At 69.5% G+C, this 22393-nt stretch carries 19 protein-coding genes and 1 riboswitch; of the genes, 17 read left to right on the top strand and 2 right to left on the bottom strand.

Going from position 1 to position 22393, the window contains the following annotated elements; translation table 11 throughout:
* The first annotated feature begins 168 nt into the window (after nt 1-168).
* From ABE487_RS11580 to ABE487_RS11500, 17 genes are all read left to right on the top strand, one after another.
* Nucleotides 169-2814, top strand: coding sequence for a TonB-dependent receptor (locus ABE487_RS11580; RefSeq protein ID WP_346451573.1), 2646 nt, complete (start codon nt 169-171; stop codon nt 2812-2814).
* Nucleotides 2815-2929: 115 nt separating this feature from the next.
* Entirely contained in the window at nt 2930-5539 is a 2610-nt protein-coding gene (locus ABE487_RS11575; RefSeq protein ID WP_346451571.1) for a M14 family zinc carboxypeptidase, read from the top strand.
* A gap of 141 nt (nt 5540-5680) precedes the next feature.
* The gene (locus ABE487_RS11570; RefSeq protein WP_346443657.1) at nt 5681-6697 is read left to right on the top strand and encodes a LysR substrate-binding domain-containing protein; all 1017 of its coding nucleotides are present in this window, start codon (nt 5681-5683) and stop codon (nt 6695-6697) included.
* 138 nt (nt 6698-6835) lie between these two features.
* A riboswitch (cobalamin riboswitch) is annotated at nt 6836-7039 on the top strand.
* Between the two features lie 182 nt (nt 7040-7221).
* Entirely contained in the window at nt 7222-9711 is a 2490-nt protein-coding gene (locus ABE487_RS11565; RefSeq protein WP_346443655.1) for a ribonucleoside-diphosphate reductase subunit alpha, read from the top strand.
* Between the two features lie 147 nt (nt 9712-9858).
* On the top strand, nt 9859-10908 hold the full coding sequence (locus ABE487_RS11560; protein ID WP_337243376.1) for a ribonucleotide-diphosphate reductase subunit beta: 1050 nt from the start codon (nt 9859-9861) through the stop codon (nt 10906-10908).
* 138 nt (nt 10909-11046) lie between these two features.
* Nucleotides 11047-11529 carry a flavodoxin gene (locus ABE487_RS11555; RefSeq protein WP_346451569.1) on the top strand — a complete coding sequence of 161 codons (483 nt, stop codon included), beginning with the start codon at nt 11047-11049 and terminating at the stop codon, nt 11527-11529.
* Nucleotides 11501-11830 carry a thioredoxin family protein gene (locus ABE487_RS11550; protein WP_346443652.1) on the top strand — a complete coding sequence of 110 codons (330 nt, stop codon included), beginning with the start codon at nt 11501-11503 and terminating at the stop codon, nt 11828-11830. Before ABE487_RS11555 ends, ABE487_RS11550 begins: the two co-directional genes overlap by 29 nt.
* Nucleotides 11831-11836: 6 nt before the next feature.
* Nucleotides 11837-12265, top strand: coding sequence for a GNAT family N-acetyltransferase (locus ABE487_RS11545; RefSeq protein WP_346451567.1), 429 nt, complete (start codon nt 11837-11839; stop codon nt 12263-12265).
* A gap of 420 nt (nt 12266-12685) precedes the next feature.
* Nucleotides 12686-13090, top strand: coding sequence for an acyl-CoA thioesterase (locus ABE487_RS11540; protein WP_346443649.1), 405 nt, complete (start codon nt 12686-12688; stop codon nt 13088-13090).
* A gap of 64 nt (nt 13091-13154) precedes the next feature.
* Nucleotides 13155-13613 (top strand): manganese-binding transcriptional regulator MntR, encoded by a 459-nt coding sequence (mntR, locus tag ABE487_RS11535; RefSeq protein ID WP_346443648.1) that lies wholly within the window; start codon nt 13155-13157, stop codon nt 13611-13613.
* 81 nt (nt 13614-13694) lie between these two features.
* Nucleotides 13695-14702 carry a methionine ABC transporter ATP-binding protein gene (locus ABE487_RS11530; protein ID WP_346451566.1) on the top strand — a complete coding sequence of 336 codons (1008 nt, stop codon included), beginning with the start codon at nt 13695-13697 and terminating at the stop codon, nt 14700-14702.
* The gene (locus ABE487_RS11525; protein WP_346451564.1) at nt 14699-15376 is read left to right on the top strand and encodes a methionine ABC transporter permease; all 678 of its coding nucleotides are present in this window, start codon (nt 14699-14701) and stop codon (nt 15374-15376) included. Before ABE487_RS11530 ends, ABE487_RS11525 begins: the two co-directional genes overlap by 4 nt.
* Before the next feature lie 81 nt (nt 15377-15457).
* Entirely contained in the window at nt 15458-16276 is an 819-nt protein-coding gene (locus ABE487_RS11520; protein WP_346443644.1) for a MetQ/NlpA family ABC transporter substrate-binding protein, read from the top strand.
* Between the two features lie 88 nt (nt 16277-16364).
* A complete protein-coding gene (locus ABE487_RS11515) occupies nt 16365-17936 on the top strand; it encodes an Mbeg1-like protein (RefSeq protein WP_346451563.1) in 1572 nt (523 codons plus the stop codon).
* 123 nt (nt 17937-18059) lie between these two features.
* A complete protein-coding gene (locus ABE487_RS11510; protein WP_346451562.1) occupies nt 18060-18722 on the top strand; it encodes an ankyrin repeat domain-containing protein in 663 nt (220 codons plus the stop codon).
* A gap of 143 nt (nt 18723-18865) precedes the next feature.
* Complete coding sequence (locus ABE487_RS11505; RefSeq protein ID WP_346448075.1) at nt 18866-20566, top strand: Mbeg1-like protein; 1701 nt, start codon at nt 18866-18868, stop codon at nt 20564-20566.
* A 102-nt stretch (nt 20567-20668) separates the two neighbouring features.
* Complete coding sequence (locus ABE487_RS11500; RefSeq protein WP_346451561.1) at nt 20669-21427, top strand: ankyrin repeat domain-containing protein; 759 nt, start codon at nt 20669-20671, stop codon at nt 21425-21427.
* Between the two features lie 32 nt (nt 21428-21459).
* Here ABE487_RS11500 and ABE487_RS11495 read toward each other — a convergent pair whose 3' ends face one another.
* The gene (locus tag ABE487_RS11495) at nt 21460-22074 is read right to left on the bottom strand and encodes a DUF938 domain-containing protein (RefSeq protein WP_346448078.1); all 615 of its coding nucleotides are present in this window, start codon (nt 22072-22074) and stop codon (nt 21460-21462) included.
* 37 nt (nt 22075-22111) lie between these two features.
* Entirely contained in the window at nt 22112-22390 is a 279-nt protein-coding gene (locus ABE487_RS11490) for a DUF3253 domain-containing protein (RefSeq protein WP_346448080.1), read from the bottom strand.
* Between the last annotated feature and the right edge of the window lie 3 nt (nt 22391-22393).

Below are 22393 nucleotides of genomic sequence, written 5' to 3'. Positions count from 1 at the left end.
CGGCATCCCGCGACCGACGAACCGCCCTGCGGTCGGCCTGCGACCTGCGGATGGGCATCGCGCCGTGCCTGGATAGTCCAAAACGCCATATCGCCAGTCCGGATCACCATTTCTGTCCGGTTCACGCGCATGGCCCACTGCCTGCCCCTCCATATTGCAGTGCAGCAGATGTCCAGCCCCACGCGCCTTGCGACCGCCCTCCTGGCGGCGCTGTCTCTCCCCCCTCTCGCCGCCGCACAGGACGCGGACGGTCATGCAGACGCAGGAGCGCGCACGCTGGGCACGGTAACCGTGACCGGGTCCCACATCCGCCGTGCGGACGCCGAGACGGCGAAACCGGTGCAGGTCATCGACCGGCAGCAACTGGAGACCTCGGGCAAGGTCACTGTCGCCGACGTGCTGCGCTCGATCTCGGCCAACACCGGCAACGCCGCCAACGAGACCAGCAACAGCGGCTGGGCCTCGGGCTCGGCCGGCATCGGCCTGCGCGGCCTGTCGCAGAAGAACACGCTGGTGCTGCTCAACGGCCGCCGCCTGGCCAACTACGGCTTCCCGGCCGGCGGGCTGTCGGACACCTTCGTCAATCTCAACGCGCTGCCGCTGGTCGCGGTCGAACGCATCGAGGTGCTCAAGGACGGCGCGTCGGCGGTGTACGGCTCCGACGCGGTCGCCGGCGTGGTCAACATCATCACCCGCCAGAACTTCCAGGGCCTGGACGTGGGCGGCAGCCTGGGCACCTCCGATGCGGGCGGGCTGGACACCCAGCGCGCGCGGCTGGTCGGCGGCGTCGGCGACCTTGCGACCGACGGCTACAACCTGCTCTTCAGCCTGGAGGCCTATGATCGCGACCGGCTTGACCAGGACCAGCGCGCGCTCACCCGCTCGGCCATCTACACCGACAAGCCCGGCGGCCGCTGGAACGGCTGGTCGGCCAAGGGCGCCCGCTTCCTCGTCAACGGCGCCTCGGTGCCGCTGCTCAACGCCGCGGGCCACTGCCCGCAGGGCATGGTGCTGACCGCGAGCGCGCCGATCGACGGGCTCGCCGGCGACACCTGCGCCATCAACCTGGCGCCCTACACCACGCTGATTCCCGCGACCGAGCGCTACCAGGGCTACGTCAACGCGACGTTGCGCCTGGGCGAGACCACCGAGGCGTTCGGCGAACTGGTGGTGAGCCGCATCCGCGGCGCGTCGCTGTTCGGCTCCAGCCCGTACTTCACGCTCGAGGGCGGGCGTTTCGCGCTCAACGCCCAGACCGGGTTGGCCGAGCCGGTGTCCAACCTGCTGCCGGCCGACAGCCCCTACAACCCGTACGGCGTCGCCACGCCGATCGAGTACACGTTCTTCGACCTGGGCCAGTCGCTCAAGACCAACCGCTCGACCGCCTACCGCGTGCTCGGCGGCGTGCGCGGCCAGCTCTCGCAGACCTGGGACTGGGAGGCCGCGGCCTTCGCGGCGCGCAGCAAGGAGGAGGAGACCGTCGCCGGCGGCTTCGCCAACCGCTGGACGCTGGCGCAGGCGCTCGCCGACGGCAGCCTGAACCTCCATGCCCCGTCGACGACGCCGCAGGCGGTGCTCGACGCGATCGCGCTCAGCACGCTGCGCCCGGCCGACTCGCGCCTGACCGGCGTCGATGTCAAAGTCTCGGGCAGTCTGTTCGAGCTGCCGGCAGGCACCGTGGGCTTCGCGGCCGGTGCCGAGTGGCGCCACGAGTCGCTGGTCTCGCGCAACCCGTGGCAGATCGACGCCGGCCTGCAGGTGCGCCCGGCGATCGCCGCCGTCGATGGCGCGCGCGACGTCGCCGCGCTCTACGCCGAGATCAACGTGCCGGTGACCCCGACGCTGGAACTGCAACTGGCCGGCCGCGGCGACCGCTACAGCGATTTCGGCAGCGCGTTTTCGCCCAAGGCCGGCCTGCGCTGGCAGCCGCTCGAGGCGCTGCTGGTGCGCGCCTCGGCCTCGCGCGGCTTCCGCGCGCCGTCGCTGTCGGAGAACTCGGCCTCCACCAGCATCGCCTACGGCTCAGTCGTCGACCCCTACGATCCCGATGTCGCCGATTCGCGCCAGACCCCGACGTTCTTCACTGTCGGCAACACCGATCTCGATCCCGAGCGCACGCGCAGCTACAACCTGGGCGTCGTCGTCTCGCCGCTGGCCGACACCAACCTGAGCCTGGACTGGTACCGGGTGGAACTCGACAACCTCGTGGGCACCGGCAACACCACGACGATCGTGCAGACCAACGATCCGGCCGACGTCGTGCGCGATGCGCGCGGCAAGCTGATCGCCGTCTACAACCGCTACCAGAATCTCAGCGAGCTGCAGACCTCGGGCCTGGACGCCGAACTGCGCCAGCGCTGGCGCACCGCCAACGCGGGCACCTTCGGCCTGTCGAGCGTGTTCACCCACGTGCTCGAGTACAAGCGCCCGCAAACGGTCGGCGGCCCACTGGTCGACTACGCCGGCAGCAACCTCGGCCCGTCGCTGCCGCGCAACAAGGCGACGACGACCCTGGACTGGAAGATCGGCGACTTCGACACCGGCCTGACCTGGTACCGCACCGGTGGCTACGACCAGAAGGCCAGCGTCGCCGCGCGCGCCGCGCAGGCACGGGTGGACGCCTACGACCAGTTCGACCTCTACTTCGCCTGGTCGGGCATCGAGCGGCTGACGCTCTACGCCAAGGTCGAGAACATCAGCGATGAGACGCCGCCGCACGACGCGTCCTTCCCCGGCATCCGCGCGCCCTACGACTTCAGCCAGTACGACCTGCGCGGGCGCTACTTCCAGGTGGGGTTCGATTACCGGTTCTGACCGGCCCCCCGCATTCCGATCTCCCCACCCCCGATTCCCGCGCCCTCAGCGGCGCTCCCGCGACGACGCGCACGCATGTGTTTGCGCGGGCGCCGCCCCATACCGGATACGCCCCATGCCCGACGCCTCCCTCCATCGCGCCTCCGAGCGCGGACGCCTCTTGCGTCGTGCGCCGATACGGATGCTGCTGGCCTTGCTCGCGCTGCTGCCGCTGGTCGCGGTCGCGCAGAGCGACTACTACTTCCCGCAGGCCCAGGCCGCGGATTTCGACCCCGAGGTGCCCACGCCCGAGCAGTTCCTCGGCTATCAGCTGGGGACCCACTACACGCGCCACGACCGCATCGTCGACTACTTCCGCGAACTGGCGCGCGTGTCCGACCGGATCACACTGCAGCAGATCGGGCGCAGCTACGAGGAGCGCCCGCTGATCGCCGCCATCGTCACCTCGGCCGCCAACCACGGCCGGCTCGAGGCGCTGCGCGCCGCGCACGCCACCCAGCGCGATCCCGCTGCGGCCGTGCCCACGCAATTGCCGGTCGTCGTCGGGCTGTACTACAGCGTGCACGGCAACGAGACTTCGAGCGGCGAGGCCGCGTTGCTGACCGCCTACTACCTGGCCGCGCACCGCGGCGCCGAGACCGCGCGCTGGCTCGACGAGGCGGTCGTGCTGATCGACCCTGCGCAGAACCCCGACGGCCGCGACCGCGCGGCGAACTGGCACAACGCGTGGAAGTCGAACCCGCCGGTCGCCGACCCGCTGGACAAGGAGCACGTCGAGCCGTTCCCGATGGGCCGCACCAACCACTACTTCACCGACCTCAACCGCGACTGGCTCGCGGTCACCCAGCGTGAAACCCGGCCCAAGATCGAACTGTTCCACCAGTGGACACCGAACGTGCAGATCGACTTCCACGAAATGGGCGCGGGCAGCACGTACTACTTCGAACCGTCGCCGGCGAGCATGCACAGCCCGCTGCTGCCGCAGGCCTCCTACGATTTCAACGTCACGCTGGCGCGCTACCACGCCCAAGGCCTCGACGCGCTCGGCTCGCTGTACTACACGAAGGAAAACTTCGACAACTTTTCGCCGGTCTACGGCTCGACCTATCCCGACTTCCACGGCGGAGTCGGCGTCACCGTCGAGCAGGGCAGTTCGCGCGGCCTGGTACAGGACACCGCCGGCGGCCCGCTGGAATTCCGCTTCACGATCCGCAATCAGGTCGCGACCGGGCTGGCGACGCTCCGCGGCGCAGTCGCCGAGAAAGCCGGCTTGCTGGCACTGCAGAAGGACTTCTTCCGCTCGGCGCTCACCCAGGGTCGCCGCCACGATGCCGCCGCGTTCGTATTCGGCGACGCGCACGACCCGTCGCTGACCCGGCGCCTGCTCGACCTGCTGCTGCTCCACCGCATCGAGGTCCATGCGCTGGCGCGCGAGACGACGATCGACGGCACTACGTTCTCGCCCGGCAGCGCCTACGTCGTACCGTCGGCACAGCCGCAGTTCCGGCTGGTGCATTCGATCTTCGAGACCACGCCCGAGGTGAAGGAGAGCGTCTACGGCAGCACCTCGTACGCGATCGCACACGCCTACGGCATCGCGTTCGCACGCGCGCGTCGCGCGCCAGCGCTGGGCGCGCGTGTGCAGGCGTTGCCGTCGGTCGAGGCCGGCATCATCGGCGGCCAAGCCCGCTACGCCTACGCGATCGACTGGCGCGACCAGGCCGCACCGCGCGCGCTCGCCGCGCTGCTGGCACAGGACATCCGCGTGCGCAGCGCATTCCAGCCGTTCACCGCGCGCACCGCGGACGGCGAGACCGCGTTCTCCTACGGCACCCTGGTCGTACCGGTCGCCGGACAGGCGCTGGCGGCCGAGGCCCTGCATGCGGCGGTCGATGCGGCCACGCGCGAAGCCGGGGTGCGCGCGCATGCGCTGTCGACCGGACAGAGCGTGGCCGGCATCGACCTGGGCAGCGACAGCGTGCGTCCGCTGCGCAAGCCCGCGATCGCGCTGATCATGGGCCAGGGCGTCAACGCGACCGAGATCGGTTCGACCTGGTTCGCGCTGAGCGAGCAGTTGCGCTGGCCGGCGACCCGGCTCGACCCGACCCAGCTCGCGCGCGCACCGTTGCGCGAGTACACCAGCCTCGTGCTGGCCGGTGGCCACTACGAGGACTGGAGCGAGGCGACGGTCGAGGCGCTGCGCGACTGGGTCCGCGCCGGCGGTTCGCTGGTGACCTTCGGCAGCGCCTCGCAGTGGGCCATCGATCGCAAGCTCGTCGACGGCCTGGGCCAGGCCCCGGCGCCCGACGAGGACGACACCGACCGCGCGGACTTCGGCCAGCGTCGCGACCTGCTGGCCGAAGACCGCATCTCCGGCAACCTGGTCTCGGCCGATGCCGACATCAGCCATCCGCTGGCATTCGGCGTGCCGCGCCGCGCCCTCTTCGTCAACAAGGAAACCGCGGTGGTGCTGCCGCCAGCGCGCGACCGCTTCTCGACGGTCGTGCGCATCGACGATGCGCCGCTGGTCAACGGCTACGTCTCCACGCGCAACCGCGCCAGGCTCGGCGGCGCGCCGTGGGCGGTCATTGCCGCAACCGGGCGCGGGAATGTGGTGCTGTTCGCCGACGACCCGGCGCATCGCAAGTACTGGCACGGCACCGAGCGGCTGCTGCTCAACGCACTCTTGCTGTCGGAGCATTTGGTGCCAGCCGCGCGTCGCTGAGCCGCCTTCGATGATCACGGCGTAGACGGGCGGCGTCGCCGGATCGCGGCACACAGTGTTGTCGCCTGCGGGACATGCCGGTCGCGCCCGTGGGCGACCATGCGGTGCGACAACATTCCCGCCGTCGGCACGGGCCTGGCCATGACCCTCACCCAACTGCGCAGCTTCGTCGCCATCGTCGAATGCGGCCACAACATCACCCTGGCCGCCCGCCGCCTGCACGCGACCCAGTCGGGACTGTCCAAGCAGCTCGCGCAACTGGAGAACGCGCTGGGCTTCTTGCTGTTCACCCGCCGTCAGCGCGCCCTCGCCGCGTTGACCGACGAAGGCCGGCAGGTGCTTGCGCACGCCCGCCGCCTGCTCGCCGAGGCCGGCAACATCCAGGCGCTGGCCGACAACCTGCGGCGCGAGGCCCAGGGCCTGCTGCGCATCGCCACCACCCACACCCAGGCCCGTCATGCGCTGCCGCCGGCGCTGCAGGCGCTCAAGCGCGACTGGCCCGACGTCGCGGTGCATGTGGTGCCCGGAGGCGATGTCGAGTCGCTGCGGCTGCTGGCCGAACACCATGCCGACCTGGCGATCCTCAGCGGCACCGGCGCTCCGCCACCGGGCCTGGTGGCGATTCCGCTCTACCGCTGGGGCCGACGGGTCCTGCTGCCGGCCGGCCATCCGCTGACCGCATTGGCGCGTCCGATCGGGCTGCGCGACCTGGCCGGCGTGCCGCTGGTGAGCTACGAATCGAGCCGACAGCCCGCCTCGTCGCTGCAGCGCGCGTTCGCGGCCGCCGACCTGCGCGCCGACCTCGCGGTGACCGCACGCGACGGCGCACTGATCCGCACCTATGTCCACGCCGGGCTGGGCGTGGGCATCGTCGACGAAATGGGCGCCGACCTCGACGACGGCCTGGCCGCGCCGCCGGTCGAGGACGGCCTGCTGCCCGAATGCATCACCTGGGCGCTGCTGCGCCGCGACCGGGTGCTGCGCGATTTCGGCTTCGCGCTGGTCCAGGCGCTGGCGCCGCATTACGCCGCGGTGGACCTGCGCCGGCTGCTCGATCACGACCAGCCGCTGCCGATTCCGGCCCCCGACTGGCCGCGCTGGTCGCGTGCGACCGCCACGGCCCTGGCGGCGCGGACCGCGGTCGCCGTGGCTGAATAGGCCTCTTCCGGGGTTGCCTGGCGCAGCCGGATCTGCATCGCCCCGTGCCCGGCCGGCGGCTGAGGCCGCACGATTCCCGGCCTGACGCGGATCCGGGCGCCCGCCCCACATTTAGCGTTGACGCTGTCCGACCACCCCACTATCTTGGGCCACGTCGGTTCCGCAGCCACAAAGCCTGTGGATGAAAAACGGGAAGCCGGTGACGCCCCACGCCAGTCCGGTGCTGCCCCCGCAGCGGTAATTGGGAACGTCCCCGCCGCCACCGGAGTGATCCGGTGCAGTGGGACCGAAGGCCTGCCTTCACCCATGAGTCCGTACCGTGCCGACAGCCGCGCGAAAGCACGACGCGCGGTGACCGCTGTGGACGCTCCGCACAGGGGTGGGTCCGCGGCGCGGAACCCGACGGCACCCGCCGTCGCCGTCTCGCGGCGCACCCGCCCCACACGAGCCGTCCGCAGCCACCGGACCCGACGCGGGCGGGCCGGGGCGTGCGCGAATGCACTGGACACCAAGAGAGAGGACGCATGACCAGCCACGACACCGTCTCGACCGCCCCTTCGACGCCCGCAGACGCGCCCCCGACCCCGATCGCTTCCCCCACCCCTGTGGCGCCGTCCGCCGTCGACGCCGACGACGTGGTGCCGCCGCCCCCGAGCGCCGCCATGCAAACCGCAATTGCTGAAAATTCCGACGTCGACACCGACGTCTCCACCTGGATCACCAAGGAAGCCGGCAACCGCCGGATCCCGTACGACCGCGCGCGCCTGGAGCGCAGCATCGACCGCGTCCACGGCGAGTTCCCGCAACTCGATATCGCCGACTACAAGCGCAGCGTGTTCGGCTTCGTCGAGCGCAAGGACGCGGTCAACGCCGACGACCTGGTCGACCACCTGATCCGCGAGGCCGAGGCCCGGGTCGATGTCACCGCGCCCGAATGGGAGTTCTTCGCCGCCCGCCTGTACCTGCACCGCCTGTACAAGCGCGCCAGCCGCAACCGCTTCTACGACGCCGAGCAGAAGTACGGCTCCTACGTCGGCCTGCAGGAGTCGTTGGCCGACCGCAACATCTATTCCAACGACATCCTGCGCGCCTATTCCAAGGAAGAGCTGCAGGAAGCCGGACGCATGATCGAGCCCGAGCGCGACAAGCTGTTCGCCTACAACGGCCTGTACCTGCTGGCCACGCGGTATCTGGCCACCGACACCTCGCGCGCCGTGTTCGAGCTGCCGCAGGAGCGCTGGCTCACCATCGCGCTGTATCTGATGCAGAACGAGACCCGCGGCGGTCGCGAGCGCCGCATGCAGCTCGTCGGCGAGGCCTACTGGGCGCTGTCGAACCTGTACATGACCGTCGCGACCCCGACGCTGCAGAACGCCGGCAAGGTCGGTGGCCAGCTGTCGTCGTGCTTCATCGACACCGTCGACGATTCGCTGCAGGGCATCTACGACTCCAACACCGACATCGCTCGCGTCTCCAAGGGCGGCGGCGGCGTGGGCGCGTACATGGGCTATGTGCGCTCGTCGGGTTCGTCGATCCGCGGCGTACCCAATTCCTCGGGCGGCGTGGTGCCGTGGATCAAGCAGCTCAACAACACCGCCGTGTCGGTCGACCAGCTCGGCCAGCGCAAGGGCGCGGTCGCGGTGTACCTGGATGTGTGGCACCGCGACATCGAGAACTTCCTCGATCTGCGCCTGAACAATGGCGACCAGCGCCTGCGTGCGCACGACGTGTTCACCTCGATCTGCATCCCCGACCTGTTCATGGAAGCGGTCGAGCGCCGCGGCGATTGGTATCTGTTCGACCCGCACGAGGTCCATCGCGTCAAGGGCTTCTACCTGCAGGACTTCTTCGACGAGAAGAAGGGCGACCCGAACGGCAGCTTCCGCAAGCGCTACGAGGAAGTCGTCGCGGACGAGCGCATCTCGCGCAAAACCGTCAAGGCGATCGAGATCTTCAAGCGGATCATGGTGTCGCAGCTCGAGACCGGCAACCCGTTCATGTTCTACCGCGACGAAGTGAACCGGAAGAACCCGAACAAGCACGTCGGCCGTGTCTATTCGTCGAACCTGTGCACCGAGATCCTGCAGAACATGAGCCCGACGAAGATGATGCAGGAGATCATCTCCGGCAATCAGATCGTCACCACCAAGCAGGCCGGCGACTTCGTCGTGTGCAACCTGTCGTCGGTGAACCTGGGCCGGGCGATCGTGCCGCAGGAGGGCCAGGGCGACCTGATCACCGACGTGCTCGAGCGGCTGATCCCGATCCAGGTGCGGATGCTCGACAACGTCATCGACCTCAACCAGTTGCCCGTCCCGCAGGCCACGATCACCAACCAGAAGTACCGCGCGATCGGCCTGGGCACGTTCGGCTGGCATCACCTGCTGGCGCAGAAGGGCATCCACTGGAACACGCCCGAGGCCGAGGACTTCAGCGACACGCTGTATGAGCGCATCAACTTCCTGACCGTGCAGGCGAGCATGGAGCTGGCCAAGGAAAAGGGCGCCTACTCGGTGTTCGCCGGCAGCGACTGGCACACCGGCGCCTACTTCCGCGACCGCGACTACAACTCGCCCGCGTGGCTGGAACTGGCCGCCAAGGTCGGCGTCAACGGCATGCGCAACGGCTGGCTGATGGCGGTCGCGCCGAACATGTCGACCGCGCAGATCGCAGGCTCCACCGCGTCGATCGACCCGATCTACTCGGCGTTCTACTACGAGGAGAAGAAGGACTACCGGCGTCCGGTCGCCGCCCCCGGGCTGTCGCTCGAGACCTGGCCGTTCTACGAAAAGGGCGCCTACAAGGTCGACCAGTTCGCGTCGGTGCGCCAGAACGCGCGCCGCCAGCGTCACGTCGACCAGGCGATCAGCTTCAACCTGTACGTGCCCAGCACCATCCGCGCCAGCACCCTGCTCGACCTCCACATGACCGCCTGGCGCGAGGGCATCAAGACCACGTACTACGTCCGCTCCAACGACATCGACATCGCCGAATGCGAGTGGTGCAGTAGCTAAAAGCGCATTCGCGCTGACTTACAGATTAAAACCGGGGTCAGAGTGCATTTTTCATCCACTGACCCCGGTTCGAGAGTGCAACGGAAAAATGCACTCTGACCCCGGTTCTGCCGATCGCACGCGACACGCAATACGAGAAACGCAATCATGGCCACGACTTCTACGCCGCTCGACCGCATCAAGATCCTCGAGCCGCGTCACCCCAACCGCTCGACCGGCATCATCAACGGGCGCACGTCCGGCATCCTGAACTGGAACGACATTCCGTACCCGTCGTTCTACCGCGCCTACAAGGAGCTCTCGACCAACTTCTGGATTCCCGACGAGGTCGACATGAAGGGCGACGCCAAGCAATACGGCGAGCTCTCGGCGCGCGAGAAGAACGCCTACGATTCGATCATCGGCCTGCTGGCCACGCTCGACTCGCCGCAGACGCGCTTCATCTACAACGTCGCCGAATACATCACCGACCCGGCCGCGCATGCCAACGCCGCGATCATCGGTCAGCAGGAAGTGATCCACAACGAGAGCTACAGCTACGTGCTGGCCTCGATCACCGACCTGTCGAACCAGAACCGCGTGTTCGAGATCGCGCGGACGCACCCCACGATCCAGAAGCGCAACGCGCCGATCATGGAGTCCTACGACGATTTCATGCGCGAGAAGACCGCCGAGACGCTGCTGCGCTCGCTGATCCAGTCCTCGATCCTCGAAGGCATCAACTTCTACTCGGGCTTTGCGTACTTTTACAACCTGGTCCGCCAGAACCGGATGACCGGCACCGGCAAGATCATCAGCTTCATCAACCGCGACGAATTGGCGCACACCAAGTTCATCAGCGAGGTGATCCGCGCCATCGTCGGCGAGAACCCCGAGCTGCAGACCAACGAACTCACCGACTACGTGCACAAGGCCTTCGCCCACGCGATCGAGCTGGAGACCCAGTGGACCGGCGAGGTGCTCGACGGCATCGACGGCATCGATGTCGACGAAATGATCCGCTACGTGAAGTACCGCGCCAACAAGATGGCCGGCATGCTCGGCATCGAGAAGCTCTACACCGAGACCACCGACAACGTCATGCCGTGGATCAAGGCCTACGCCGACAACTTCACCGAGACCAAGACCGACTTCTTCGAGATGCGCAACGCGTCGTACAAGAAGACGAATTCGGACAACGGCTTCGACGACCTCTAAGCCAGAAAGCCAGGGTCAGAGTCGATTTTTGCCGATCGGCTCCGATCGTTTGACGCGCCCTGATCGACAACTCGACGCTGACCCCATTCGATCGAAAATCGACTCTGACCCCGGTTGTTGGATACTGAGCCTGACGTCTTGCGCATCCTCCTCGCCTACTGCTCGCTCAGCGGCAACACCCGCGACGTCGCCCGGATGGTGCGGGCACGGTGCGAGGCGCTGGGGCACGAGGTGACCTGGATCGAGACCGACATCCAGACCCTCGCGTCTGTTTGCCCCGATGGCGCCGCGCACGATCTGTACGTACTCGGTGCCTGGACCGACAACGCCGGGCGCACGCCTTCCGAGATGAAGCGTTTCATCGCCGACCTGGTGGATGCGGTCGGCAAGCCCGAACGCGTCGCGGTGTTCGGCACTGGCGAGACGCAGTGGGGCGCGGAGTATTACTGCGGCGCGGTGCATCGCATCGCCACGTTCTTCGCCAGCCCCTATCCGCGGCTGGAAATCGAACAGATGCCACACGGCGAGCGCGACACGCTGAAGATCGAACGCTGGACCGATACCATAGTCGGCCGTCACGAGACCCCGTCCCATGCAGACCCTGCACGCCTCCACGCCTGACGACTACGCCGCGGCCCTAACCGCGCATCCGCGCCTGCTCGTGGACTACTACAAGGACGACTGCCCGGGCTGCAAGATGCTCGACATGTCGCTGGCGAAGTTCGCCGCGACCGACGCCGCGAACGGCCTGGTCCTGCTGAAGGTGAAGCTGGAGATTGTCGGCGAAGACTTCTTCCGGGGCCTGGGCCTGCGGCAGACGCCGACGCTGGCACTGTTCCGCGACGGCGAGGAAGCCGCGCGCCTGCCTGGGTTCCAGGCGCCGGGCCAGATCGCCCAGGCCGCCAGCCAGCATCTGGGCTGACGCCCCGTGGCGTCGACGATCCGCGTCGCTTCGCACGATGAAGCGGATTGGATCGCGTCGCGCCTGTTTACGTTCAACCGGGCCACCGTGCCCGCGCTCGAGATCGTGCCGCTGCAGTGGGTGATCGAGGACGAGGGCGTGTTGATCGGCGGCCTGTCTGCGGATCTCTATCTGGGCTGGCTGTCCATCCACGTCCTGTGGATCGACGAAGCAATGCGTCACCGGGGCTTGGGAACTCGCCTGCTCCAACACGCCGAGGACGCGGCTCGCGCCCATGGCGCCCATGGCGCGTTCCTCGATACTTTCGACTGGCAGGCGCTCGCGTTCTACCAGCGCCACGGCTATGACTGCTTCGGCACCCTGGACGATTTTCCGCCTGGGCACTCGCGACACTTTCTGCGCAAGTCGCTTCTTCCGGTCGACGCGCCGTCATGAGCGCCATCTGCGTGCCCAGCCCTGACCGCGGCTGGCGTCCGACAGAGCGCCTCGCGTCGCATCGGTCACGATCACGCCAGATCCTGGCAAGCCACAGCATCGGCCGCTCACATCGCGCGACCCATCCACTGCGCTCTGCCGCGATCAACCGCCACCGACGACCTCCTCGCGAGGAATTCTGAGGTCGTCGAGCGCGTAGATCTGGATCTCGTCGAGCGGCTCGGTCTCTTCAGGGACATCGGCTTGCGACGCACACCGCGCGGTTCTCAGCGGGAGATACGCTGTACGCATTGCGCGCCGCCCGTGCCGGCATCCCCCATTCAGCCTTGGGGCGTCACCCTGTCGCCCCTTTTCAGGCGTGTCGGCCCGTCAGCTTGCTTGCGGGGCGGACCCACGCATTCCCTCCTATTGGACGCCCTCATGCCCACCGCCGTCACATCAGCCCCCTCCACCGAAGCCCGGATGCTGGAGATCGTCTTTCCCGACCACACCAACCACCTGGGCACGCTGTTCGGCGGCCAGGCACTGGCATGGATGGACAAGGCCGCGTTCATCGCGGCGTCGCGCTACGCGCGCCTGACCGTGGTCACGGCGCGCTCCGAGCAGGTCGACTTCAAGCTGCCGATCCGCCAGGGGCAGCTGGTGGAGACGATCGCCCGGGTGGTCGAGGTCGGGCGCACCTCGATGCAGGTCGAGGTCGAAGTGATCGCCGAGGACCTGCTCAGCGGCGAGCGCGAACTGTGCACGCGCGGGCGCTTTGTGATGATCGCGCTCGATTCGCGCGGCCGGCCGGCCCAGGTCCGCGCGCTGCCCGGCAACGGCTGAGCGCAGGCACCGGAGGCGCCGATTGGCGACAATGGACGCCGAGATTGTCCGTGAGCCCCGTCGTATGGCCCGATCCCCGCGCGGCGACCGCCCGGCCGCCCCCCTGCTCGAAGCCGACGTCCAGGCCGAGAGCTTCCGCCAGGTCCGCAACGCGCACCGCATGGAGCTGGCCGAGGACTACGTCGAGCTGATCTCGGACCTCATCGCCGATGCCGGCGAAGCGCGCCAGGTCGATATCGCCGCCCGGATGGGCGTGGCGCAGCCCACGGTCGCGCGCATGCTGCAGCGGCTCGTCCGCGACGGCCTGGTCGTCCAGCGGCCGTACCGCGGCGTGTTCCTGACCGAGGCCGGCGAGGCGCTGGCCGCGGCCAGCCGCGAGCGGCACCGGGTGGTCGAGGCATTCTTGCTGGCGCTGGGCGTGCCCGAGGCCATCGCCCGGCGGGACGCGGAGGGCATCGAGCACCACGTCAGCCCGGAAACCCTGGCGATCTTCGCCGCGTTCACGCAGGCCCAGGCCGGCTGAGCGCGTCCGGCACCGCATGTCGCATCGCAGTGACGGCCCCGGCCTGCTAGCCTGCACGCCGGTTCTTGCGCAGCGCAGCATGTGATCCGTTTCGAAGGCATCCACAAGTCCTACCCGGTGCACGGGCGCGAGGTCGTCGCGCTGCATCCGCTCGATCTCACGATCCAGGCCGGCGAGGTGTTCGGCATCGTCGGGCATTCGGGCGCCGGCAAGTCGACGCTGCTGCGGCTGATCAACGGGCTGGAGACGCCCAGCGGCGGCACGCTGACCGTCGACGGCCAGGCGCTGGGCACACTCGACGGCGACGGCCTGCGGCGCCTGCGCCGGCGCGTGGGCATGATCTTCCAGCACTTCAACCTGCTCTCGGCCCGGACCGTGCTCGACAACATCGCCTTCCCGCTGCGCCTGGCCGGCGTGTCGAAGGCGCAGGCGCGCGCCCGCGCGCAGGACCTGCTGGTGCGCGTCGGCCTGGAGGCGCACCGCGACAAGTACCCCGCGCAGTTGTCGGGCGGGCAGAAACAGCGCGTCGGCGTGGCGCGCGCGCTGGCGACCGAACCCAAGATCCTGCTGTGCGACGAGGCGACCAGCGCGCTCGACCCGCAGACCACCGCCTCAGTGCTGCAACTGCTCGACGGCATCAACCGCGAGCTGGGCCTGACGATCGTGCTGATCACCCATGAGATGGACGTCGTGCGCCGGGTCTGCGACCGTGTCGCGGTGCTCGATGCCGGGCATCTGGTCGAGAGCGGTCCGGTCGCCGAGGTGTTCCTGCATCCGCAACACCCGACCACGCGCCGGTTCGTTGCCGAATCCGAAGCGATCGACGAGGGCGCGCTGCAGGAGGACATCGCACACGTCGACGGGCGCCTGCTCCGGCTCACGTTCACCGGCGAGGAGACCTGGCAGCCGCTGCTGGGCCGCGTCGCGCGCGAGACCGGCATCGACTACACGATCCTGGCTGGGCGCATCGACCGCATCAAGCGCCTGCCCTACGGCCAGCTGACGCTGGCGGTGACCGGCGCCCAGGCCGACGAGGCGCTGCGCCGGTTCGCGCAGGCCGGCGTGCACGTGGAGGAACTGCCGCGATGAGCACCCCGTTGCTGCCCAACGTCGATGCCGCCAAGTGGGCCGAAATCGGCCAGGCGACGATCGACACCTTGCTGATGCTCGCCGGCTCGCTGCCGCTGACGCTGCTGATCGGCCTGCCGCTGGGCGTGGTGCTGTTCCTCACCGGCCCGCGCCAGTTGCATGCGCGCCCCATGCTCTACGGCGGCCTGGCGCTGGTGGTGAACCTGCTGCGCTCGGTGCCCTTCATCATCCTGATGATCGTGCTGATCCCGATCACGCTCAAAGCGATGGGCACGTCGCTGGGCGTGCGCGGCGCGATCCTGCCACTGGTGGTCGGCGCGGCGCCGTTCTACGCGCGCCTGGTCGAGACCGCGCTGCGCGAGGTCGAGCGCGGGGTCATCGAGGCCAGCCTGGCGATGGGCGCCACGACCCGGCAACTGGTGCTGCGGGTGCTGCTGCCCGAGGCCCTGCCGGGGCTGATCGCCGGCGCCACGGTGACCACGATCGCGCTGATCGGCTTCACCGCGATGGGCGGCGCGATCGGATCGGGCGGCCTGGGCGACCTCGCCTACCGCGACGGCTACCTGCGCTCGCGCAACGACGTGGCGGTGGTGACCGTGGTCGCGCTGCTGATCATGGTGCAATTGCTGCAGATGCTCGGCGACCGGCTGGTGGCGCGCTTCAGTCGCCGCTGATCGCGTCGCACACTGATTTCCACGCGTGGACTCGATCCGCACGCGCGCCGCCCGATACTGGGCGGCCCACGTCGCGCCGGAATGCCCATGTCCCCTCTGCTGCCCCGCCTCGCCACCGCCGTCCTGCTGCTGGCCGGCCTCGCCGCGTGCGGCAGTGCCGACAACGGCGCCGCCGCGGGCCGCGAGCGGCTGACCGTCGCCGCGACCGCGGTCCCGCACGCCGAGATCCTCGAGGTGGTCAAGCCGCTGCTCGCCGAGCAGGGCGTGGACCTGCAGGTGCGCGTGTTCAATGACTACGTCCAACCCAACGACCAGGTCGTACAGGGCCAGATCGACGTCAACTATTTCCAGACCGAGCCCTATCTGGACGCCTACAACCGCGACCGCGGCACCGAACTGGTGACCCTGGCCGGCATCCACATCGAGCCCTTCGGCGCGTACTCGCGGCGCTACGACAGCCTCGACGCGGTGCCCGCGGGCGCCGAGGTGGTGATCCCCAACGATCCGAGCAACAACAGCCGCGCGCTGATCCTGCTGCACCATGCCGGCGTGATCACGCTCGACGACCCGACCAATGCGCTGGCCACGCTGCGCAACATCACCGCCAATCCCCGGCAGCTCAAGTTCCGCGAGCTGGACGCAGCGATGCTGCCGCGCGTGCTCGACCAGGTAGACCTGGCGCTGATCAACACCAACTACGCGCTCGATGCCGGCCTCAACCCGGCGCGCGACGCCCTGGCGATCGAAGGCAAGGACTCGCCGTACGTGAACTTCCTGGTCGGCCTGCCGGACAAGCGCGAGGATCCGCGCGTGCGCAAGCTCATCGACGCGCTGACCGGCGAACAGGTCCGTGCGTTCATCGCGCAGCGCTACCAAGAGGCCGTGCTCCCGGCGTTCTGAACGCGGCCGGCATCTGGGGTACGCCCCAGATGCGCTGCATCGCGCCGCCGCGCTAGGGTCGAGGCCTACGATCCGCAGGAGCGCGGCGATGACGATGATGGTCGCAGACGGTGTGCGTGGCCTCTCCCCGATGCCGCCTCCGCCGCCGCCGCGCGAGGTGCCGGCCGGCGGCGCCCCGGCCCCGGTGCCCTCCGGGTCCTATCGCCCCGATCCGACGTACCACCCGCAGGTCCAGGCGCCCGCGGCCGGTGCCGGCGCCCCGCCCAACGGGCCCTACGCGATCCCCGCCGGCAGCACGCTGGGCGAGGTCGCCAGCGGTACCCAGGCGCAGCCGTTCGACGTCACGCTGTCGCAGCTGGCGACGGCCGTCTACGGCACCCGCGGCGCGCCGCCGGCCGGCTGGAACGAGGTCACCGACCAACAGCTGCAGGACCTGGGCGTGGCCGACCCGCAGGCCTGGCGGCTGCAGTACCTGGGCGCGAACGACAGCGTGCCGACCAACGACCAGGAATTCCGCGCCGAGGTCTATACCGACGGCCAGGGCAACTACGTGCTGTCCTACCGCGGCACCGCCGAGGGCGGCGCCGACTGGGACAACAACTTCCGTCAAGGCTTGGGCTACGAGACCCGCGACGGCGACAAGTTCGGCGTGACTGCGGTCAACACCGCGCGCGAGTTCGCACGCGTCTTCGGCGACGACCGCGCCGAGCCGTCCAACCTGGCGATCACCGGCCACTCGCAGGGCGGCGGCCTGGCCAGCGTCGGCGCGCTGGCCAGCGGCGTGCCGGCGGTGACCTTCGACGCGTCCGGCATCCACCCCAACACCCTCGACCGCATTGGCATCGACCCGCAGGCCGCACGCGATACCGCCGAAGGTGGCCAGATCCGCGCCTACTCGCTGTCGAGCGACGCGCTGACCAATGCGCAGGACAGCTGGGCGACCGGCCTGCTCGCGCCCGACGCGCTCGGCACGCAGATCGTCGTGAAGCCGGCCAGCGCCGACGCGCACCAGATGTTCACGAACTACGGTCCGACCGAGGGCTTCTCGCCGGGCCTGAGCGAAACGCTCAACACCGGTGTGGAGATCGCACGGCACACGCCGTTGCTGCCGTTCAATCCGGTTACAGGTCTGGTCACCGGCGGCGCGAACCTCGTCGGCAATGTGGCCTATGCCGCCATCAGCCACAGCCCCAACGCGCTGACCGCCGGCATGATCGAGCACCAGCCGTGGCAGGCGGGCTACGAGAACCCGTCCTCGCTCGGCCGCGACCTGCAGAACCTGCTGCCCGACGCGGCCAAGGACGACTACGCGCGCAACGTGCATGACTTCGCCACCGACGTCGACGCGGTCGTCGCCAACGAGTTCGCCAATGGCGACTACGTGCTCGGCGGCGCGCGCCTGGTCGGCGACCTGGCCGAGGGCGCGCTGAACTCGATCGGCGACACCGTCGACGGCTATGCCGACCAGCTCGCCGGCCAGGTGAAGGACAGCGTCGGCGGCTGGGCGGGCGACGTGCTGTCGGGGGCGATCGACGGCGCCGGCGATGTGGCCGAGTTCGCCACCGACGTCGCCGGTCAGGCAGCCGAGACGGTCGTCGACGGTGTGGGCTGGGTGGCGCAGGGGGCGACCAACCTCGTCGGCAGCCTGTTCGGGCGCTGAGCCCGGCGTGCCGGCGCTTGTGCCAGGCCGTGTTGGGAGGTTGAAATGCCCCGCATGCCCCATTTCCGCGTCATGCTGTCCGCCACCGTCCTCCTCGGCGCCGTCGGGTGCGCCCCGCCTTCCATGAGCAACGACGCCTTCAACAGCCCGTCGACTGCCTCGCTGGCCGATGCGGTCCGCCGCGACGACGCCGCCGAGGTCCGTCGCCAACTCCAGCAGGTGCCTGCCGACACGCCCGGCAGCCAGGGCGAGACCCTGCTGATGGAGGCGATCCGCCAGCGCCGCGCCGCGAGCGTGGAGGCATTGCTCGAGGGTGGCGCGGATCCCGACCGCGTCGACGCGCGCGGCGAGACACCGGTGCACGCGGCCGCGTTCTCCGGCAACCCGGCGATCCTGCGCAGCGTGCTCGCCCACGGCGGCGACAAGGACGCGCGCAACCCGCACACCGGCGCGACGCCGCTGGTGCAGGCGCTGCTCTCGCCCGAGGCCGGCCAGGCCGAGGTGCTGCTCGAGGCCGGCGCCGATCCGGACATCGCCGACCGCAACGGCGACGTGCCGCTGCACGTCGCGGCGCGCACCAACGGCGGCGCGGCGATCCTCGCGCTGCTGCGCTCGGGTGCCGACCCGGAGGCGCGCAATTCGCGCGGCGACAGCTTCCAGGCCGAGTACTTCTCGTTCCCGGCCAATCTCCTCAGCGCCCGCGCGCGCGACGAGCGGCGCGAGATCGTCGCCTGGCTCAAGGCCCACGGCGTGCCGCTGGAGAAGAACGTCACCGACGCCGACTGAGCGCAGGGGCGCCGGTATCGCGCTTGCAGGGGCGCGAACCGTGACCTCGATCCCCTTTCGGGGCCGCAGCCTAGGGTTCGCACCAGCTGTCGCTGGCCGTCCAGACGCCTATCGTCGGGGTATCCGATTGCGAGGTGCGCGTCATGAGCCTGTCCCCGGTTTCCGGCAACAGCCACCCGATCGACACTTGGCGCGACCATGCGCTCGACCCCGCGCTGCGTGCGCAGACCGGTCAGCCGGCGAATGCGCCGCGCAGCCATGTCGACACCAGCGCCGGCTTCCCGCGCGGCGATGGCAGCTTCGCCAATGAGGTGAGGGGCACCGCGCCGCAACCCGAGCGCGATCTGCACTTCTCGTTGATGGCCAACGACAGCTACACGCTGAGCGGCCCCAACGGCGTCACCGGGACAGCCGCGGAAGCCGAACTGCAGGCCGCGGGCTGGCAGCGCCTGGTCCCCAGTGAGGACGGCAGCCATCTGGTCGATGCCCAGGGCAACCAGATTCCGATCTCCGCCGACAAGCTGCACGACGCGCAGACCGGCTTCGACGCCGCGATCTACCAGAACGCCGAGGGCCAGTACGTCGTCGCCTACCGCGGCACCGACAACTGGGGCCTGGGCCAGGGCGGCGATTCGCGCGCCAATGGCGGCCAGGGCCTGGGCATGCAGACCGCGCAGTACTCGCAGGCCATGGAACTGGCCCAGCTGGCCATGGACACCTTCGGCGACGGCAACGTCGCGATCACCGGCCATTCGCTGGGCGGCGGTCTGGCCTCGGCGGCGATGCTCGCCACCGATGCGCCGGGCGTGACCTTCAACGCCTCGGGCCTGAGCAACAACACGCTCGCCTCGCTGGGCTTCAATCCCAACGGCGCGCGCAGCGACCTGGCCGATAGCGGCCAGATCCGCCGCTACGTGGTCGACGGCGATCCGTTGACGCTCGCGCAGCAAGACCTGCCGGGGATCCTCGGCGTCTCACCGCCCGATGCCGTCGGCCATGAACTGCGTATCGATCCGCCCGCCGGGATGGGCCGCCTCGATCTGCTGGGCCTGCATGGCGGTGGCGGCGACCATCCGTCCTACGTCGAGTCGCTGCGCGAGAACACCGCGCGCGAACCCGCGGACCGCTCGGGTACCAACCTCGGCCTGGCGCTGAGCACCGTCGAGAACATCGGTGAGCACAACCTCAATCAGCTGGGCTCGCTCGCCAACGGGATCGGTGGGCTGTACCGGGATGGCAGCGCGACAGTGTCGGGCGCGATCGACGGGATCGGCGAGACGATCCGGACCGACCTCAGCGAAGGGCGCTATGTCGCGGGTGGCCTGTCGATCGCCGGCGATGTGGTCGACGGCGTGGTCGGGCTCGGTGGCGACGTGGTCGCCAACACGCTCGATACCGCGGGCGATGTCGTCGAGAATGTCGCCAACCTCGGCGGCAGCGTGTTGCGCGATGTCGGCGACCGCGTCGGTTTCGACGCGCCGTTCGACGCCGTGGCCAGCGGCATCGAGTGGACCGGGCGGGCCGTCGACAATGTCGCGGACACAGCCGGCGGCGGCGTGCAGTGGGGCCTGGACAAGCTTGGCGATGGCGCCAGCTGGCTGCTGGACAAGGCTGGCGACGGCGCGCAATGGGCGACCGACCGCGCGGCCGAGGGCGCGACCTGGCTGGGCGAGCGCGCTGTCGACGGGGCGTTGGCCGTGCGTGATGCAGCGGTGTGGACCGGCGAGCGCGTGGCCGACGGCGCCCGCGCCGTGGGCGATGCCGCAGCCTGGACCGGGGATCGCCTTGCCGAAGGCGGACGCTGGGTGGCCGAAAAGGCCAACCCCCTCAACTGGTTCCGCTGATTCCGTTGCGCATCGCGGCGATGCGGGGGCAATGACGCTGTCACGCACCATTCGTATCCGCGGCGCTAGGCTGTGCGCTTGTACCGCCAACGGGGCGCCGTCATGATCGAGTCGCTTTTGCCGTTGACCGCGCCCCGCACGCGCGCCTGGGTGTGTGCGCTGCTGCTGGTTGCCGCCCAGAGTGCCTGCGCCCGACAAGGACCGAACATGCCCCACGATCCGTCCACCGATCCCGGCACCGCCGCGCTGGCGCGTGCCGCCCACAGCGGCGATCTGGCCGACGCCAAGCAGCTGATTGCCGATGGTGCCAACCCGGACGCGACCGATGCCGACGGCACGCCGCTGCTGCAGGCCGCGATCCTGCGAGGCGACCGGCGCGCGTTCCAGACCCTGCTCGAGGCCGGCGCCGATCCTGCGGCCGCCGCTGCCAACGGCAACACCGCCCTGCACGTCGCCGCGATGCAGGACGATCCGACGTATCTCAAGGCGTTGCTGGCGCGCGGGCTGTCGCCCGACATGCCCAATGCGCGCAACGACGAGACGCCGCTGTTCAATGCGCTCGAAGCCCGCAACGACGATGCCATCGGCACACTGCTCGCGGCCGGCGCCAAGGTCGATGCCACCGACCGCTACGGCGCGACAGTGCTGCACAAGGCCGCGCGCATCAATGCGACCGGCTGGGTGGTCCGCTTCCTCGAGGCGGGTGCCGATCCAACCGCGCGTGATCGTGTCGGCGCGACCTTCCAGCCGTCGTTCTTCCGTGCGCGCGACGCCGTGCTGACGCCGCAGGCGCGCAGCGACCGCGACAAGGTCCGCGCCTGGCTGGTCGAGCGCCGCATTCCGGTCGAAGACAAACACTGAAGTCCAGCACCGAGCGCGCCGGTGCGTCCTGGCTAACGCCGCCAGACCACGCAGCGATTGTGCGCGGGCATCGCGATGTCGTCGACACGGCGCAGGCCGATTCCGGCGGCGAGCGCATCGACCGCCGCCAGGTCGCGCAGGCCCGACGCGGGGTCACGCGCCTTGAGCCAGGCATCGAATGCGGCATTGCTGTCGCTGGTGAAGCGGCCATCGATGTTGAAGGGCCCGTAGACGACCAGCGTCGCCTCGGATGCGAGCACCCGGTCGAGCCCGGCGAAGCAGGCCTCGACCGCCGGCCAGTCCATGATGTGCAGCGTGTTGGCGGTGAACGCGGCATCGAAGCGGCCGTCGGCCGCCTCCGACACCGGCCACGGACCGGCGGTCACGTCGAGTTCGACCGGCGGCGGCGTGCTGGGCAGGCCGGCGTCGCCCAGCCACTGCGCAATGCCCGGCAGTTGTTCGACGCGATCGGAACAGTGCCAGCGCAGGCCGGGCAGCGCCTGGGCAAAGTGCACCGCATGCTGGCCGGTCCCGCTGCCGATCTCGAGCACATGCGTGTGCATCGCGAACGCATCGCGCAGCACCGCGAGGATCGGATCGCGGTTGCGCTCGCAGGCGGGCGAGAACGGCTTGTCGGTCGACGGCATGGACGGTGGCCTCGCGGGGCGCCCCATCGTAGAGCGCTCAGCCTGTCGTCGGCCAGCGTGGTCCGCGTCGCAGGCGCACCGGCCCTGGCGGTGGCGCACTCGCATCGATGACGGCACCGTGCTGGGTGACCGACACCGCGCCGACACGCGCCAATGCAGTGGCCACTTCGCGAATGGCCGGCATCAGCGCGCGCCAGTCGCCGCCCGGCCGCAACGCACGCGCGACTTCCGACGGACAGATCGACGCCTCGGCCGCGCGTCCGGCCAGCAGCCCGAGTATGCGCTCGCGCAACACGGCGGCGTCTGCATCGGACATCGC

The sequence above is a fragment of the Luteimonas sp. TWI596 genome, from assembly GCF_039674105.1.
In the GTDB taxonomy this organism is placed as follows: Bacteria; Pseudomonadota; Gammaproteobacteria; order Xanthomonadales; family Xanthomonadaceae; genus Luteimonas.
This window is presented reverse-complemented; position numbering and strand designations above follow the sequence as displayed.

What these genes read in the sequence shown, in the direction of transcription:
- ABE487_RS11580 (WP_346451573.1), top strand. Translation starts at nt 169, where the DNA reads ATGTCCAGCCCCACGCGCCTTGCGACCGCCCTCCTGGCGGCGCTGTCT.
- ABE487_RS11505 (WP_346448075.1), top strand. Translation starts at nt 18,866, where the DNA reads ATGAGCCTGTCCCCGGTTTCCGGCAACAGCCACCCGATCGACACTTGG.
- ABE487_RS11565 (WP_346443655.1), top strand. Translation starts at nt 7,222, where the DNA reads ATGACCAGCCACGACACCGTCTCGACCGCCCCTTCGACGCCCGCAGAC.
- ABE487_RS11490 (WP_346448080.1), bottom strand. Translation starts at nt 22,390, where the DNA reads ATGTCCGATGCAGACGCCGCCGTGTTGCGCGAGCGCATACTCGGGCTG.
- ABE487_RS11560 (WP_337243376.1), top strand. Translation starts at nt 9,859, where the DNA reads ATGGCCACGACTTCTACGCCGCTCGACCGCATCAAGATCCTCGAGCCG.
- mntR (WP_346443648.1), top strand. Translation starts at nt 13,155, where the DNA reads ATGGCCCGATCCCCGCGCGGCGACCGCCCGGCCGCCCCCCTGCTCGAA.
- ABE487_RS11510 (WP_346451562.1), top strand. Translation starts at nt 18,060, where the DNA reads ATGAGCAACGACGCCTTCAACAGCCCGTCGACTGCCTCGCTGGCCGAT.
- ABE487_RS11495 (WP_346448078.1), bottom strand. Translation starts at nt 22,074, where the DNA reads ATGCCGTCGACCGACAAGCCGTTCTCGCCCGCCTGCGAGCGCAACCGC.
- ABE487_RS11570 (WP_346443657.1), top strand. Translation starts at nt 5,681, where the DNA reads ATGACCCTCACCCAACTGCGCAGCTTCGTCGCCATCGTCGAATGCGGC.
- ABE487_RS11520 (WP_346443644.1), top strand. Translation starts at nt 15,458, where the DNA reads ATGCCCATGTCCCCTCTGCTGCCCCGCCTCGCCACCGCCGTCCTGCTG.
- ABE487_RS11550 (WP_346443652.1), top strand. Translation starts at nt 11,501, where the DNA reads ATGCAGACCCTGCACGCCTCCACGCCTGACGACTACGCCGCGGCCCTA.
- ABE487_RS11540 (WP_346443649.1), top strand. Translation starts at nt 12,686, where the DNA reads ATGCCCACCGCCGTCACATCAGCCCCCTCCACCGAAGCCCGGATGCTG.
- ABE487_RS11500 (WP_346451561.1), top strand. Translation starts at nt 20,669, where the DNA reads ATGATCGAGTCGCTTTTGCCGTTGACCGCGCCCCGCACGCGCGCCTGG.
- ABE487_RS11525 (WP_346451564.1), top strand. Translation starts at nt 14,699, where the DNA reads ATGAGCACCCCGTTGCTGCCCAACGTCGATGCCGCCAAGTGGGCCGAA.
- ABE487_RS11515 (WP_346451563.1), top strand. Translation starts at nt 16,365, where the DNA reads ATGACGATGATGGTCGCAGACGGTGTGCGTGGCCTCTCCCCGATGCCG.
- ABE487_RS11575 (WP_346451571.1), top strand. Translation starts at nt 2,930, where the DNA reads ATGCCCGACGCCTCCCTCCATCGCGCCTCCGAGCGCGGACGCCTCTTG.